Origin of the sequence: Streptomyces fractus, from assembly GCF_049844455.1 — a bacterium.
In the GTDB taxonomy this organism is placed as follows: Bacteria; Actinomycetota; Actinomycetes; order Streptomycetales; family Streptomycetaceae; genus Streptomyces; species Streptomyces fractus.
Map to the genome: position 1 here is coordinate 267,420 of NZ_JBMYHI010000002.1, position 14,108 is coordinate 281,527.

General features: G+C 72.2%; 10 protein-coding genes. 2 read left to right on the forward strand and 8 right to left on the reverse strand.

Features of this window, described 5'->3' with window-relative positions; genetic code table 11:
* Positions 1–2: 2 nt before the first annotated feature.
* Positions 3–1,499 carry a DNA-binding protein NsdB gene (locus ACP4E5_RS03290; RefSeq protein WP_425825169.1) on the reverse strand — a complete coding sequence of 499 codons (1,497 nt, stop codon included), beginning with the start codon at positions 1,497–1,499 and terminating at the stop codon, positions 3–5.
* Positions 1,500–1,732: 233 nt separating this feature from the next.
* Here ACP4E5_RS03290 and ACP4E5_RS03295 point away from each other — a divergent pair, with 233 nt between their 5' ends.
* On the forward strand, positions 1,733–2,887 hold the full coding sequence (locus tag ACP4E5_RS03295; protein ID WP_425825170.1) for an aminoglycoside phosphotransferase family protein: 1,155 nt from the start codon (positions 1,733–1,735) through the stop codon (positions 2,885–2,887).
* Positions 2,888–3,159: 272 nt separating this feature from the next.
* A complete protein-coding gene (locus ACP4E5_RS03300; RefSeq protein ID WP_425825171.1) occupies positions 3,160–5,130 on the forward strand; it encodes an N-acetylmuramoyl-L-alanine amidase in 1,971 nt (656 codons plus the stop codon).
* 29 nt (positions 5,131–5,159) lie between these two features.
* On the opposite strand, the gene ACP4E5_RS03305 is transcribed toward ACP4E5_RS03300, so the two are convergent.
* From ACP4E5_RS03305 to ACP4E5_RS03335, 7 genes are all read right to left on the reverse strand, one after another.
* Positions 5,160–5,657, reverse strand: coding sequence for a hypothetical protein (locus tag ACP4E5_RS03305; protein WP_425825172.1), 498 nt, complete (start codon positions 5,655–5,657; stop codon positions 5,160–5,162).
* A gap of 170 nt (positions 5,658–5,827) precedes the next feature.
* Positions 5,828–8,722 (reverse strand): ATP-binding protein, encoded by a 2,895-nt coding sequence (locus ACP4E5_RS03310; protein ID WP_425825173.1) that lies wholly within the window; start codon positions 8,720–8,722, stop codon positions 5,828–5,830.
* Between the two features lie 754 nt (positions 8,723–9,476).
* Positions 9,477–10,385 carry a universal stress protein gene (locus tag ACP4E5_RS03315; RefSeq protein WP_425825174.1) on the reverse strand — a complete coding sequence of 303 codons (909 nt, stop codon included), beginning with the start codon at positions 10,383–10,385 and terminating at the stop codon, positions 9,477–9,479.
* Positions 10,386–10,529: 144 nt separating this feature from the next.
* On the reverse strand, positions 10,530–10,772 hold the full coding sequence (locus ACP4E5_RS03320; protein WP_425825175.1) for a DUF397 domain-containing protein: 243 nt from the start codon (positions 10,770–10,772) through the stop codon (positions 10,530–10,532).
* A gap of 94 nt (positions 10,773–10,866) precedes the next feature.
* On the reverse strand, positions 10,867–12,033 hold the full coding sequence (locus tag ACP4E5_RS03325) for a thiolase domain-containing protein (protein WP_425841050.1): 1,167 nt from the start codon (positions 12,031–12,033) through the stop codon (positions 10,867–10,869).
* 11 nt (positions 12,034–12,044) lie between these two features.
* Entirely contained in the window at positions 12,045–13,103 is a 1,059-nt protein-coding gene (locus tag ACP4E5_RS03330; protein ID WP_425825176.1) for a thiolase domain-containing protein, read from the reverse strand.
* On the reverse strand, positions 13,103–14,065 hold the full coding sequence (locus tag ACP4E5_RS03335; protein ID WP_425825177.1) for a Zn-ribbon domain-containing OB-fold protein: 963 nt from the start codon (positions 14,063–14,065) through the stop codon (positions 13,103–13,105). The genes ACP4E5_RS03330 and ACP4E5_RS03335 overlap by 1 nt, the downstream gene beginning before the upstream one ends.
* Between the last annotated feature and the right edge of the window lie 43 nt (positions 14,066–14,108).

Sequence of the window (14,108 nt, forward strand, 5' to 3'; positions counted from 1 at the left end):
GCCTACGCCTGGACCCGCTTCCCCGCCGGCCTCGGCAGTGCCAGCTTGATCTCCTGACGCAGGTCGTCGATCTTCGGGTAGTCCGCGTACTGGCCGGTGAGCCGGTACATCTCGCGCAGCCGGTCCCAGGTGCGGTGCGAGGAGTTGGAACCCATCGAGTTGAGCGCCAACCGCGCGTACCTGTCCGCCTGTTCGGGGTCGTCGGCGATGAAGCAGGCCGAGGCCATCGACAGGTGGTCGAAGATCTTCGACCGGTCCCGGCCTCCCGCGCGCAGATCCAGCGCCTGCTGGGCGTGGCGCTGCGCGATGACGGCGGCGGCCGGCTCGTGCTCCGCGAGGGTGCGGTAGGCGAGCGCCTGCATACCGTGCAGGTCCGCCTCGTCGAACATCTGCATCCAGGTCGGCGGCGGCACATCGCCCCGGTCGGAGACGAAGAGCTCCTCCGCCTGGCCGAGGGTGCGACGCATCGCCTGGCCCTTGCCCAAGGATGCCTGTGCCCAGGCCTCGATGGTGTAGAGCATCGCCTTCGTGCGCGGCAACACCTGGTCACCGGAGCCGGACTTGGCGAGCTTCATCAGGTCGAGCGCCTCGCCCGGCGAACCGAGGTGGATCTTCTGGCGGGCGGCCCGCGACAGGGCCTCCCCGGCGCGCGGCCGGTCCCCGCCCTCGCGCGCGGCGTGCGCGGCGATGACGAAGTACTTCTGCGCCGTGGGTTCCAGGCCGACGTCGTGGGACATCCAGCCCGCGAGGACGGCGAGATTGGCGGCGACGCCCCACAGGCGCCGCTGGAGATGGTCGGGGTGGCGGTAGGAGAGCATTCCGCCCACTTCGTTGAGCTGGCCCACGACCGCCTTGCGCTGCAACCCGCCGCCGCGGGATGCGTCCCAGGCCCGGAACACCTCGACCGAGCGCTCCAGTTCCTCGATCTCCTGGGACCCGATGGGGGCGGCCTCGTAGCGATCGAACCCGGCCGCGTCGGCGTTGGCCGGAGACAGTGGATCGTCGGTCCTTGGAGCATCGGCCACGAGGGCCGGATCGGTGTGGAGCCAGTCGTGCATGGCGCTGCTGAGTGCGGAGCCTGCGGCGAGCGCGGCACCCGCGCCCACCAAGCCGCGTCGGTTGAGCATGAGGTCCATTCCCGTGAATTCGGTGAGGACCGCCGCTGTCCGCTCGGGCGCCCACGGCACTCCGTCGGGGCCTTGATTCTCCAGGCCGCCGCCTTGCCGCTTCCCTACGCGCCCGTGTCGGACGAGACCGAGGTCCTCGATGGTCACGACACGGCCGAGTCGCTCGGTGAACAGCGCCGCCAGCACCCTCGGCACCGGATCGCGCGGGATCTCTCCCATGTCGATCCACCGCCGCACCCGCGAGGTGTCGGTCGCCAGCTGTGCGTGGCCCATGGCCGCGGACTGCCGGTTGACCAGTCTCGCAAGTTCGCCCTTGGACCAGCCGGCCAGGCCGAACAGGTCGTTCAGGCGGGTGTTGGGTTGTCCGTTCACGTAAGCCCCCAGGTTCTCGGCTGAAATTGACAGTAGCCCTCTGTCAGTTGCAGGGCGACTATTCGCCAGGGTTCGCCAGGGTGCGCCAGCTGTTGTGCTCTTGGGCGCCTGGTGTCAGGTAGTAGTGCGCCACCCCGACCCGGTCGCCACAGGGCATTCCCCAGGGTGTACCGAATCGGCCGGGCCGCGGCGGCGCAGCAACTCACTGGCACACGAAGGGATCTGTTTCGCCCATGTACGCAGCATCGTCCTCCGTGTCCGCCCCGCCCCGGCCGCTGCGCCCCGCCCGTCCGGCGGTCGGCGGAAGCGGCCCGTACCTCGACCCCGCGCGGCCCGCGGCCCCGACGCTGAACGGCATCGCCCGGCCGCGTCGCGCCCCGGGGCTCGGCACGCAACCGCTCAGCGGGAGACTCGACTTGTCCGGCCCTCAGGGCGCCCAGCTGCGCACGGCGATCGCGTCGGTGCACCGGATCTGCCCGGAGTTCCATCCGGTGCAGGTGCTCCGCCGGTCCCAGCGCTCCGTGCTGCTCGTCGGTACGACAGGGCGCAGCACCGCCGTCGCGAAGTGTTTACTGGACCACGCCCCCGCCTACACCGCGCGTATCCGGCACGAGATAGCCGCATACCGCTCGTTCGTCCGACACCGGCCCCCGGTGCGGGTGCCCCGGCTCATCGCCGCGGACCCCGACAACGGCACGCTGGTGATCGAGCGGACGCCCGGCCGGGTGGCGGCCCTGCAGCGCCACCCGGCCGAGGCTCCGCCGCGGGCGGACCTGCGCGCCGCGCTCGGTGCGATCTGCCGGATCAACCAGTGGCGGCCGCCGGCGGGCACCTTCGACGCGCCACTGGACTACGCGGCACGGATCAATCGCTTCCATGACCTGGGCCTGCTCACGGACCGGGACATGGGCGACCTGCAGAAGCTGCTGCACGGGATCGCGCACACCGCGGGCCGCGGCGGCATGGGCCAGTTCTGCCACGGCGACGCCCTGTTGTCGAACGTGCTACTGGCTCCCACCGGCCCGGTGCTGGTGGACTGGGAGCACGCGGGCTGGTACCTGCCGGGCTACGATCTGGCGACGCTCTGGTCGGTGCTCGGTGACGCCCCGGTGGCGCGGCGCCAGATCAGTCAGCTCGCGCAGTCCGGCGGGCCCGCGGCACGCGACGCGTTCCTGGTCAACCTGATGCTCGTACTGACACGGGAGATCCGTACGTACGAGACGGCCGTGCAGCGTTCCCTGCACGAACAGACCCCGGCGGCACCGTCTGTACAGGCCCACGCCGGTGCTGCGCCGTCCGGTGAGGAGCAGCGGCTGTTGCTGCGCCGCCTGCACGACGACTGCAATATGGCCCGCAAGGCGGTGCGAGCGGCAGTCGGCACTCGCTGACGGGGACGGGATCCGCGGTACGTCCGGAGCTTTCGGGGCGTACCGCGGATTTTCGTGTGCGCCCTCATTGGTTCACACCAGTGACGCACCGCAGGCGGTGGCACCACCGCCGCGGAAACCTCCTCACACGCCCGCTGACTTGGGAAATCCGGTGGAATTCCGGTGGTCCGACGCATGATTGACGGATCGTCCGCGAGCCGATACCACTGACCCACCATCGGCCCGCGCGTACCGCGTTCCCTTGTGATCCCGGCGTTCCCAGGAGGCACCCGTTGCATTGGTCCAGCCGTACCTTCACCCACAGACGCGCCTTGGCGGCGGGCGGCACCCTCGGGGTGGCGGCGCTGTTGCTGCCGTTGCTCGGCGCGGCTCCGCCCGGCGCCTCGGCCGAGGCCCCTTCGGGCCGACTGCAAGGGGCGTTCGCTTCGGCGGCCACCGAGTACCACGTGCCGCAGAGCGTGCTCCTCGGTGTGTCCTACCTTCAGTCGCGGTGGGACGCGCACGGAGGGGCGCCGAGTGTCACCGGCGGCTACGGCCCCATGCACTTGACGGACGCGCGCGCCGCGCTCGCGAACGCCACGCGGCACAGCGAGGCGGCGGGCGACCCGCGCGGCGACGACTCCCGGGCACCGCTCAAGGCCTCGGAGGCCGTGCCGAAGAACTCTCAACTCCCGGCTCGGTTGCGGACGTTGCCGCGTGCCGCCCAGCTCACGGGCCTGCCCGCGGAGCAGTTGCGCGGCGATCCGGCGGCGAATGTGCGGGGCGGCGCCGCCCTCCTCGCGGCCGCCCAGAAGAAGCTCGGCAAGCCGCTCAGCGACCGGCCCGCCGACTGGTACGCGGCGGTCGCGAAGTTCTCCGGCGCGGACGACGCCGCGACGGCGGGCACGTACGCGAACGATGTGTTCGCGGTGATCCGCGACGGCGAGCGGCGCACCACGGACGCCGGCCAGCAGGTCACCCTGCGCGCCCGTCCTGACGCCGAACCGCAGGCCGCGCAGATCGAGAAGATGGGTCTGCGCAAGACGGACGCGTCCGGGACCGAGTGCCCGAAGACGGTGTCCTGCGAGTGGATCCCGGCGCCGTACGAGGAGTTCGGCGACGGCGACTACGGCAACCACGATCTCGCGGACCGGCCGAAGGACCAGAGCATCGACTACATCGTCATCCACGACACGGAGGCGACGTGGGAGCAGACGCTCAAGCTGGTCCAGGACAAGACGTATCTGGCGTGGCACTATTCGCTGCGCTCGACGGACGGGCACATCGTGCAGTCCATCAAGAACAAGGACGTCGGCTGGCACGCGGGCAACTGGTACGTCAACGCGAAGTCGATCGGCCTGGAGCACGAGGGTTTCCTCGCGCAGCCGGACTCCTGGTACACGGAGGAGATGTACCGGTCGTCGGCGCGCCTGGTGAAGTACCTCTCCAAGAAGTACGGCATCCCGCTGGACCGGCAGCACATCCTGGGGCATGACACGGTGCCGGGCCCGACGACGTCGACCATCAAGTCGATGCACACGGACCCGGGTCCGTACTGGGACTGGGCGCACTACTTCGCCCTGATGGGCAAGCCGTTCCACCAGACGGCGGGGCCGAACGGCGGTCTCGTGACCGTCGCGCCCGAATTCGCCGAGAACCAGCCGGAGTTCACGGGCTGCGAGAAGGCGGGCGTGGCCTGCGCGCCGCACGGTTCGAGCGCCGTGCGCCTCTACGCGGAGCCCAGCGAGGACGCCCCGCTGATCAAGGACATCGGGCTGCGTCCCAATGGCGACCCCTCGACGATCGACGTCAACGACATGGCGTCGCGGGTCTCGGCGGGCCAGCAGTACGCGGTCGCGGAGCGCAAGGGCGACTGGACGGCCATCTGGTACCTGGGCCAGAAGGCGTGGTTCAAGAATCCGGCCGCGCAGCCGACTGCCGTACCGGCCAAGGGACTTGTGGTGACGCCGAAGCCGGGCGCGAGCGAGGTCCCGGTGTACGGGCGGGCCTACCCGGAGAAGGAGGCCTACCCGTCGGGCATGACGCCGCAGGCGATCTCGCCGCTTCCGTACAAGCTCTTGGCGGGCCAGCGCTACGCGACGGGCGGGACGACCACGGGCGAGTACTTCTACTCCCCCACGTTCGACACGTCGTCGCACAGGGTGGTCAAGGGCAAGGACGTGTACTACGAGATCCAGTTCGGGCACCGCGTCGCGTGGGTGCGGGCGGCGGATGTGCAGGTGCTGCCCTCGACCGTGTCGTAACGCCCCGCGCGTGCTGTGCCGCGTGCTGCTCAGCCCTGCTGGAAAAGCTCCGCTGGCAGCGGCTTGAGCAGCGCGTACAGGTCGTCCGTGATCGGGCGGTCCCAGGACGCGATGGTCACGAGCACGTTGTCACTGCGGTCGAACTGTACGCAGGAGATCCGCGTCTCGGAGAGCTTCAGGCGGCGCACCACGAGGAGGTTGTCGCCCTGCATCACCGGGACGTCCTCCACGCCGGTGACGGTGACCTCCTCGTCGTTCTCGAGGGCCACGAGGAGCTGGGCGACCTCGAAGGGGATCTCGCCGTCGTCGACCTCGCGGGCCGGGGAGCCCTCGGGCAGGTTCCCGATGACCATCGCGGGGCCGCGGCCGCCGAACAGGTCGTAGCGCAGGAACACGCCCTGGCAGGTTCCGTCGGGGGCGGGCAGCAGACCGGCGCCCAGGTTGCCCGGCCAGTCGCCCGGGTCCATGGCCAGGACGTCGAAGTCGGGACCCGCGGGGGTCGCAGCGCGGCGGCGGAGGAAGGACATGCCGCAATGGTACGTCTACGCTCCGCGTGGACCAGGTTCGGGTCGTCCTGGTTGACGTCCACGTCCTTGTTGCGCGGCGGCGGGGCTGTGCCCGCCCGTGCCGTGCGGAACGCCTGAACCTCGAGGGCGACGTGCTTGCGGACGCGGGGCTCTGACCCGGGCCCCGCGCCTCAATCGCCGGCGGGGCTTGATGGGGGCAGTGCGGTTGCCAGGCCCTTGGCGTCCGTGCCCAGTTTCCGGTAGGCCGCTGACAGGAGGCGGACCGCCGTGGGCTCGTCGACGTGGAGGTCCCTGGCGACCTCGGAGGGGCACGAGCCGCGCGCCGCGCTGGACGCCGCCGCCCGTTCACGCGCGGTGAGGGCGTCGGTCACCGCGCCGTGCAGGGGCCGTGGCCGCAGCCCCGCCGCGGCCAGCTCGTCGCGGGCGTGCTGCACCAGACCGTCGGCGCCGCAGCCGACCGCCGCGTCGAGCCCCCGGTAGAGGTGGTCCGCCGCCTCCTTGGCGCGGCCCTTGCGGCGCAGCTCCGCGCCGAGGGCGACGAGCGAGCGGGCCAGCTCGTAGCCCGCGGGTGAGCGCTCCAGGTGAGCGACGGACTCCTCCAGGAGCTTGCCGCGCCCGGCGCCGGAGGAGACCTCGGCCACGACGCGCAGGGCCTGGCCCACGGCGGACGGCGCCCCGAAGTGCCGGGCCCGCTCGACGGCGTCCTCGGCGAGGGCCCGGGCCCGCTCGGGTGCGGCGGACGCCTCGGCCCGGGCGAGGTGCAGCTGCCAGGGGCACCAGGCGGGGTTGCGCATGCCGCGCGGGTCGAGGCGGCGGCCGGCGGCGGCGAGCTCCTCGGCGGCGGCCTCGGGGCGGCCGAGCGCGAGGAGGAGTTCCCCGTACACGGTCTGTGCGTCGGGGAAGACGACGGCGGCGGGGAACGGCGGGCCGAAGGCGTGCTCCTCCGCCACCTCCTTGGCCTCGGGGGCGCGCCCGCGCGCGAGGAGCACCTCGACGAGGGTGCCGACGGCGTACCAGTGGGCGGGGGTGCCGGGTCCTACGCGCCGGGCGAGGCGCAGGCCCGCGCGGACGAAGTCCTCGGCCTCGGCGAGCCGCCCGCGGCGGTAGCGGACGTAGCCGAGGAGCGTGTACGCGAAGGAGAGGTGGCCGCCGCGCCAGCCGGCCTGTTCGAAGTCGGCGATGCCCTCGACGAAGAGTTCCTCGGTGCGCCCCGGCCGGTCCGCGTAGAGGAAGGCCATGGCGACGAGGACGGGGACCTCGAAGCCGCGGTCCTCGTCGGCGGCCCAGCGCAGGCCGCCGGCCAGGGCGCGCTCGGCGTGCCGGATCACGGTGTCGACGGGTTCGCCGCGCAGGGTGGCGTCCCAGGTGCGCAGGCCGATGAGGTAGCGCTCGGTGAGGTCGCGGCCGGTGAGCCGGTCGGCGAGTTTCGCGAGGCGCCGGGAGCGGGCCGGGGAGTCGGGTTCGTCGGCGCGGAAGGCGTCCCACATGAACTGCTCGGCCTGCATGCGCAGGCGGACGCGCGGGTCGTCGGTGACGCGGATCTCGCGGGCGAGGGTCTCGGAGGCCTCGGCCAACCGGTCGCTGTGGGCGAGGACTTGGGAGAGGCGGTAGACGATGCCGTGGCGCAGGGCCGGGTCGGTGATGGGCTCTTCGAGGGCGGCGCGCAGGTGGTTGACGGTGGTGGCGGGTTCGGTGAGCAGAGATGCGCTGCCGAGTTCGTAGAGGACGGCGGCGCGGTCGTCGAAGGCCGGGGGTTCGCGCAGGGCGCGGGCGAGGTAGCGGCGGGCGGCGTCGGGGGCGCCCGCGCGGACGGTCTCGGCCGCGGCGGCGCGCAGCTGTCGCACGACCCAGGGGTCGCCTTCGGGGTGGGTCTCCAGGAGGTGCCGGGCGGCGGCGCAGGGGCCGAGTCCTGCGTCGAGGACGGTCCAGGCGGCCTGTCCGTGCAGGGCTACGCGGAAGCCGCCGGGTATGGCGCGGTAGACGGCGGTGGCGATCAGCGGGTGGACGAATTCGAGTGACTGCACGCCCTTGAGTACGCGCACCGACCTGAGCCGGTCGGTGGCGTCGGCCGCCTCCTCCGGCCCCAACCCGGCGACGTTGGCGGCGAGTTCGGGCACGATCTCGGTGCCGAGCACGGCGCAGGCCCAAGCGAAGCGGACGGTGGCGGTGCCGAGGCGTTCGATGCGGGCGACGAGGCCGCTGCCCTTGGCTGCGGCGGCGAGGTCGCGTAGCAGGTGGGCGCCGGTCTCGGTGGGGACGAGGCCGCGGTCGCGCACCTTCGCGGTCAGCTCGACCGCTTCGAAGGGGTTGCCGGCGGTGACGGCCCAGCATTCGCGGCAGAAAGCGTCGTCGGCGTGGCCGCCGAGGGATTCGCGGACGAGTCCGGCGATGGCGGAGGCGCTGAGTGGTTCGAGTCCGAGGGCGCGGCGGCCCGAGCGGCCCGGCAGTCCGCGCAGGGCTTCGGCGTGGTCCGGGAGTTCTTCCGGGCGGTAGGCGACGACGAGCAGGAGCGGCAGTTCCTCGGCGCGCGGGGCGAACGCGGCGAGCCAGCTGAGGGATTCCGGGTCGGCCCAGTGGGCGTCGTCGAGGACGAGGACCATGGGGGCCTGCTGTACGGCGAGGTGGGTGAGCACCCAGTCGAGGCCGTCGCGCAGGCCCTGTGGGTCGGGTGGCGCGCCTTCGGTGGGGGCGCACAGGCCGAGGGCGGGGCCGACGATCGCGTACCAACTGCCCAGCGTGGCGCGGAGGTCGGCGGCGGAGGCGCCCGCGAGGCGTGGCTGGAGGAGCTGGCGGGCGACGTGGAAGGCGACGCCCTGCTCCTGGTCGCCGCCGCGTGCGTAGAGGACGGTGCAGCCCTTGGCGGCGGCCCCGCGGCGCACTTCGGCGAGGAGGCTCGTCTTGCCGAGTCCGGCGGTCGCGGCGACGGCGAGCAGCGCGCCGTGCGGCCGGTCCGGGGGTTCCGCGCCGTCCCGGGGCAGCCCGGTCAGCTCGTTCAACGCCGTGTCCACGACGGCCAGTTCGCTTTCCCGCTCGAACAGCCTCCGCCGGCCACCGCTCCGCACCATGGCGCACCCCCACCCGCGGCACGGTCGCGCACCACGGTTTCCAGGCACCTCAGCGTACGCCGGGGTGCCTCTGCCGGAGCGTGATGCGGCATTCTCAGTACGAATTCCGCTGCCGCTCAGGTACGGGTCGATGAACGTCGCGCCGGAATGGTGCGGTCCGGGCCGCGCAAGGGTTCGGGCTGCATCCCGGGGAGCGTCGCCGGGTGCGAGTGGGGCGCGACGTGGCGGCCGTGGCCGGGGCGCGCTCATGGCGCGGGGCGCGACGTGGGCGGTGGTTGCCCGGCGACGGGGTTGCGCTCTCGGGGCTCTGCCCCGGACCCCGCGCCTCAATCGCCGACGGGGCTTGATATGCCCGCCCGCACCTGATCGCCCCGCGAGGCGTGAAGGTGGCCGGCCGCGCCTCGTGACACCACAAGACTTGATAGAGCCCGGCCGCACCTCGCGACACCACAGGCCTTGATGTTGGCCGGCCGCGCCTCGCGGCACCACAAGACTTGACGCAGCCCGGCCGCGCCCGGTCACACAGCAGGGCTTCATCTCCCTGGCCGCGCCTGGCCGCACCGTCGCGCTCCGGCCAGGGCTGTGACCACTTCCGTCGCGCCCGTTGCACGTCAAGGTTCGATAGGGCCCACCCCCATCACGTCACCGCGGTTGCACCGAGCGGCCGATGAGGCGGCCCCGAATCCGACCACCCGGTGCCCAGCCCACCCACACCGTAGGGCGGGCGGCGCACAGGCACGACCCGTTGTCCGGATCAGTCGTCCTCCGGTGGCACCACCGCCACCGGGCTCGCCGCATGCAAGAGGGACGCGTGGGTGACGGAGCCGAGCATGGGGGCGGGGCGGGTGAGGCGGCGGCGGTGGCGGCCGACGACGACCAGGGCCGCGTCGCGTGAGTTCTCGACGAGATGGCCCGCGGCGTCTCCCGGCACCACCAGAACCTCAACCTCAACTTTAGGGTGAGAGTTCCGCAGTTCCGTGAGAGTCTCATCGGCCACTCGAAGCGTGTCGCGCTCGGTCGCCTCCTGGTCGACGGCCGTGGGCGTGAAGTCCCCGTACGCCGTCCAGGCCACCACCGGCCACGGGTACGCGACGACGACCTGGAGCCTGGCGCCCGTGCGGTCCGCGTGCCCGAACGCGAACGCGAGGGTCGCGTGGTCCGGTGCATCCGCCTTGAGTCCGACCACGACGCGCGGCCCCGGCGGCACCGCCCCGTCGCCGTGCACCTCGCGCCCCGGCCTCGGCACCACGACGACCGGGCAGACCGCGTCGCGCGCCGCCGACACGCTGTTGGAGCCGAGGACCAGGCCCGCGAAGCCGCCTCGTCCGCGCGAGCCGACGACGACGAGCTGGGCCTCCGCGCTCATCTCGGCCAGCACCACCGCCGGCAGACCGATCCGGCTGATGAACTCGAGCGGCGGCAGCCCCTCGCGGCCCTCCAGATCCTTGCGCAGCTCCGCGAGCACCGTGTCGTTCTCGGGTTCCTCGTCGAAGTCCGCCACGAGCACCTCGGCCTGGAGGAACGGCGCGTACTGCTGCACATGCACGACGCGCAGCTCGGCGCCGCGCCGGTCCGCCTCGGCGAGCGCCCATTCCAGGGCGCGGAGGCTGTCGTCGGAGCCGTCCACCGCGGCGAGGACGGGCAGGTGGTGCGGGTTGGGCATGATCTCTTCGCCTCCGACACTGGGCGCGTCGCCGCGCCCTCATTGACCGGCTGTTCCTGTGGCCAGGCTCGCAAATACCGGGGCCACAGGACAGGGCCGTTGGTCCCGTGTCGGAACCGCGTGAACAATGTGCCGCGAAAGCGACTACGTGAGGTCGAACTCGCCCTCTCGGGCACCGCTCACGAACGCCCCCCACTCGGCCGGCGTGAAGATCAGGGACGGGCTCTCTGGATGTCCGCCGTTGCGCATCGCGATGAAGCCTTCGACGAAAGCGATCTGGACATCGCCCTGCCCCCCACTGCTGGACCGCCAATCCGCCTTGCTGAGGTCCAGGTCCGGCTTCTCCCACCCCATGAGCGGGTGCTGGTCGATGGTGCTCTCGGCCACGTCCGTGCTCCTCCCGGTTCGTCGTCCGTGCGCCAGCCTAGCGATCGGTCCGTGCCAGGCACAGGCCGCGAAGCGGATGAAGGTCAACGCGCGGTCATCGGGTGGGTGGTTCGGCACCGACGAGCCACATGGAGAAGAACTGCGAGCCGCCTCCGTAGGCGTGCCCGAGGACCTTCCGCGCGCCGTCGACCTGGTGTTCTCCGGCCTGTCCGCGCACCTGGAGTGCGGCTTCGGCGAAGCGGATCATCCCGGAGGCGCCGATGGGGTTGGTGGACAGAACGCCGCCCGACATGTTGACGGGGAGGTCCCCGTCGAGCTCCGTGACACCGGATTCGGTGAGCTTCCAGCCCTCGCCCTCGTCCGCGAAGCCGAGGTTCTCCAGCCACATCGGCTCGTACCAGGAGAACGGCACGTACATCTCGACGGCGTCGATCTCCCGGCGCGGGTCGGCTATCCCGGCCTGCCGGTACACGTCGGCGGCGCAGTCCTTGCCGGCCTGCGGGGAGACGAAGTCCTTGCCCGCGAAGAGGGTCGGCTCGCTGCGCATGGCGCCGCCGTGCATCCAGGCGGGCGGCTTCGGTGAACGCTCCGCGCCCGCACGGTCGGTGAGGATCATCGCGCAGGCGCCGTCGGAGGACGGGCAGGTCTCGGAGTAGCGGATGGGGTCCCACAGCATGGGCGCCGCCTGGACCTTCTCCAGGGTGATGTCGTGCTCGTGGAGGTGGGCGTACGGGTTCTTCAGCGCGTTGCGGCGGTCCTTGTACGCGACGACGGAGCCCACGGTGTCGGGGGCCCCGGTGCGTCGCATGTACGCGCGCACGTGCGGGGCGAAGAAGCCGCCGGCCCCGGCGAGCAGCGGCTGCTGGAACGGGATGGGCAGCGAGAGCCCCCACATCGCGTTGGACTCCGACTGCTTCTCGAAGGCGAGGGTGAGTACGGTGCCGTGGACGCGGGCCGCGACGAGGTTCGCGGCGACGAGCGCGGTGGAGCCGCCCACGGATCCGGCGGTGTGCACGCGGAGCATCGGCTTGCCGACGGCGCCGAGGGCGTCGGCGAGGTACAGCTCCGGCATCATGACGCCCTCGAAGAAGTCGGGCGCCTTGCCGATGACGACGGCGTCGATGTCGGCCCACGTCAACTCGGCGTCATTCAGGGCACGTTGGGCGGCCTCACGGACGAGGCCCGCGATCGACACATCTTGGCGGGCGGCGACGTGCTTGGTCTGTCCGATCCCGACGACGGCTACCGGCTCCTTGGCCACGGCCTTGCTCATCACTGGTCCTCCCCTTCGAGTACGGCGACCAGGTTCTGCTGGAGGCAGGGCCCGGAGGTGGCGTGGGCGAGCGCGCGCCGGGAGTTCCCGCCGTGGATGCGGGCGGCGGCCTCGCCGATGCGGATGAGTCCGGCGGCCATCACCGGGTTGGCGGCGAGCGCGCCTCCGGACGGGTTCACGGCGACGTCGTCGCCGAGGCTCAGGGCGCGGCGCAGGACGACTTCCTGCGAGGTGAACGGGGCGTGCAACTCGGCGGTGTCCACGGGCCGTTCGAACGCCCCGGCGTTCTCGGCGGCGAGCCGCGTGGAGGGCGAGTCGGTGAGGTCGCGCACCCCGAGGCTGTGTGCCTCGATGCGGTGGTCGATGCCGCGGATCCAGGCGGGCCGCTCGCACAGTTCGCGTGCGCGGTCGCCCGCGGCGAGGATCACGGCGGCGACGCCGTCGCCGATCGGCGGGCAGTCCCCGGTCCGCAGCGGATTTACGACGTAATCGCCGTGCGGCACGCTCCCCCGCAGCTGGGCGTGCGGATTCCCCGTGGCGGACTCGCGGCTGCGGGCGGCGACGCCGGCGAGTGCGGGCTCGTCGGTGTGTCCCCCGTCGATGAGCGCCTGCGCCTGGAGGGCGGCCAGCGCGACGGAGTCGGGCCACAGCGGGGCGACGTAGTACGGGTCGAGCTGCCGCGTCAGCACATCGCGTACGGAGCCCGGAGAGGACTTGCCGTACGAGTAGACGAGCGCGGTGTCGGCCTCGCCGGTCAGCAGCTTCGTCCACGCCTCGTACAAGGCCCACGCGCCGTCCATCTCGACGTGGGACTCGGAGATCGGCGGCCACGCGCCGACGCCGTCGAGCGCCATGGTGAACGAGAAGGCGCGTCCGGCGAGGTAGTCGCTGGAGCCCGAGCAGGTGAACCCGATGTCACTGGTCTTCAGGCCGGTGCTCGCGAGGACCTCGTGCAGGACGGGCATCAGCATCTCGACCTCCGACTGTTCGTCGGAGGTACGTGTGTGGTCGGTCTGCCCGAAGGCGACGACGGCGATGTCCCGGATCGGCGGCCGCATCAGACCATCTCCTTGTAGATCTCGTAATCGGCGTCGGGTTCACCGGTGGGCCGGTAGTGGTCCGGGTAGCGCCCGCCCTCGGTCCACACGGGTTCGACGCGCAGGCCCATCCGCACCTGGTCGTACGGGATGCCGGCGATGCGGCCGTGCAGGGCGAGGTCGGCGCCGTCGAGGGCGATGTGGGCGTAGACGTACGGGACTTCGATGTCGAGGTTCTTCGCCTTGATGTTCACGATGCAGTACGTGGTGACGGTGCCGCCGGGGCCGACCTCGACCTGGTCCGTGGTGGCGACGCCGCAGGTCGGGCAGGCGCCGCGTGGCGGGATGTAGACCTTGTGGCAGGACGGGCAGCGCTCGCCGACGGTGCGGTTGTCCGCGAGGGCGTTGATGTAGCGGGTCTGCGCGCCGCCCGGGCTGTAGGTGTAGTCGAGGCGGGCGGGGGCGACGATGCCGGTGACGGCGTCCTCGAACTCGCCGCTGTGCGGGGCTGGTTGGGCGTCTCCGGCCGCGCCCTCGTACGGTTCGAAGCACGCGATGTCCGTGATGGCGCCCTCGCGTTCCTCGGCCCAGCGGACGCGGACGCGCATCCCGGAGTGCACGGCGTCGGGGCCCGGGGCGTCGAGCGCGTGCAGCAGGGCGGTGTCGGCGCCGTCCAGCTGGACCAGGACCCACGCGAAGGGGGTGTCGAGGGGCTGGCCGCGCCGCGGCTCGGGGTTCCAGGCCCAGGTGGTGACGGTGCCGGTGGCGCCGACCTCGACGAGGTCGCGGATCTCCTCGGCGGTCACGGGGTCGTACTCGACCGGCGGCACCATGACCTTCCCGTCGCCGGTCCTCACGCCGAGGACGGTGCGGTCGCGCAGACCGCTGAGGAAGGCGGACTGGACGGGGCCGAGGGAGCGGGTGAACGGGAACTCCACGACCAACGGTGCGCGCAGCACCTCGGGTTGGGCGGTGGATGTCATGAGGCCTCCTTGACGTATGGGCGTACGGGACGGAACGGCACGG

Bases quoted from the DNA above. Each gene is read 5' to 3' on its own strand.
- ACP4E5_RS03295 (WP_425825170.1), top strand. From the start codon at position 1,733: ATGTACGCAGCATCGTCCTCCGTGTCCGCCCCGCCCCGGCCGCTGCGC.
- ACP4E5_RS03305 (WP_425825172.1), bottom strand. From the start codon at position 5,657: ATGTCCTTCCTCCGCCGCCGCGCTGCGACCCCCGCGGGTCCCGACTTC.
- ACP4E5_RS03310 (WP_425825173.1), bottom strand. From the start codon at position 8,722: ATGGTGCGGAGCGGTGGCCGGCGGAGGCTGTTCGAGCGGGAAAGCGAA.
- ACP4E5_RS03315 (WP_425825174.1), bottom strand. From the start codon at position 10,385: ATGCCCAACCCGCACCACCTGCCCGTCCTCGCCGCGGTGGACGGCTCC.
- ACP4E5_RS03330 (WP_425825176.1), bottom strand. From the start codon at position 13,103: ATGCGGCCGCCGATCCGGGACATCGCCGTCGTCGCCTTCGGGCAGACC.
- ACP4E5_RS03335 (WP_425825177.1), bottom strand. From the start codon at position 14,065: ATGACATCCACCGCCCAACCCGAGGTGCTGCGCGCACCGTTGGTCGTG.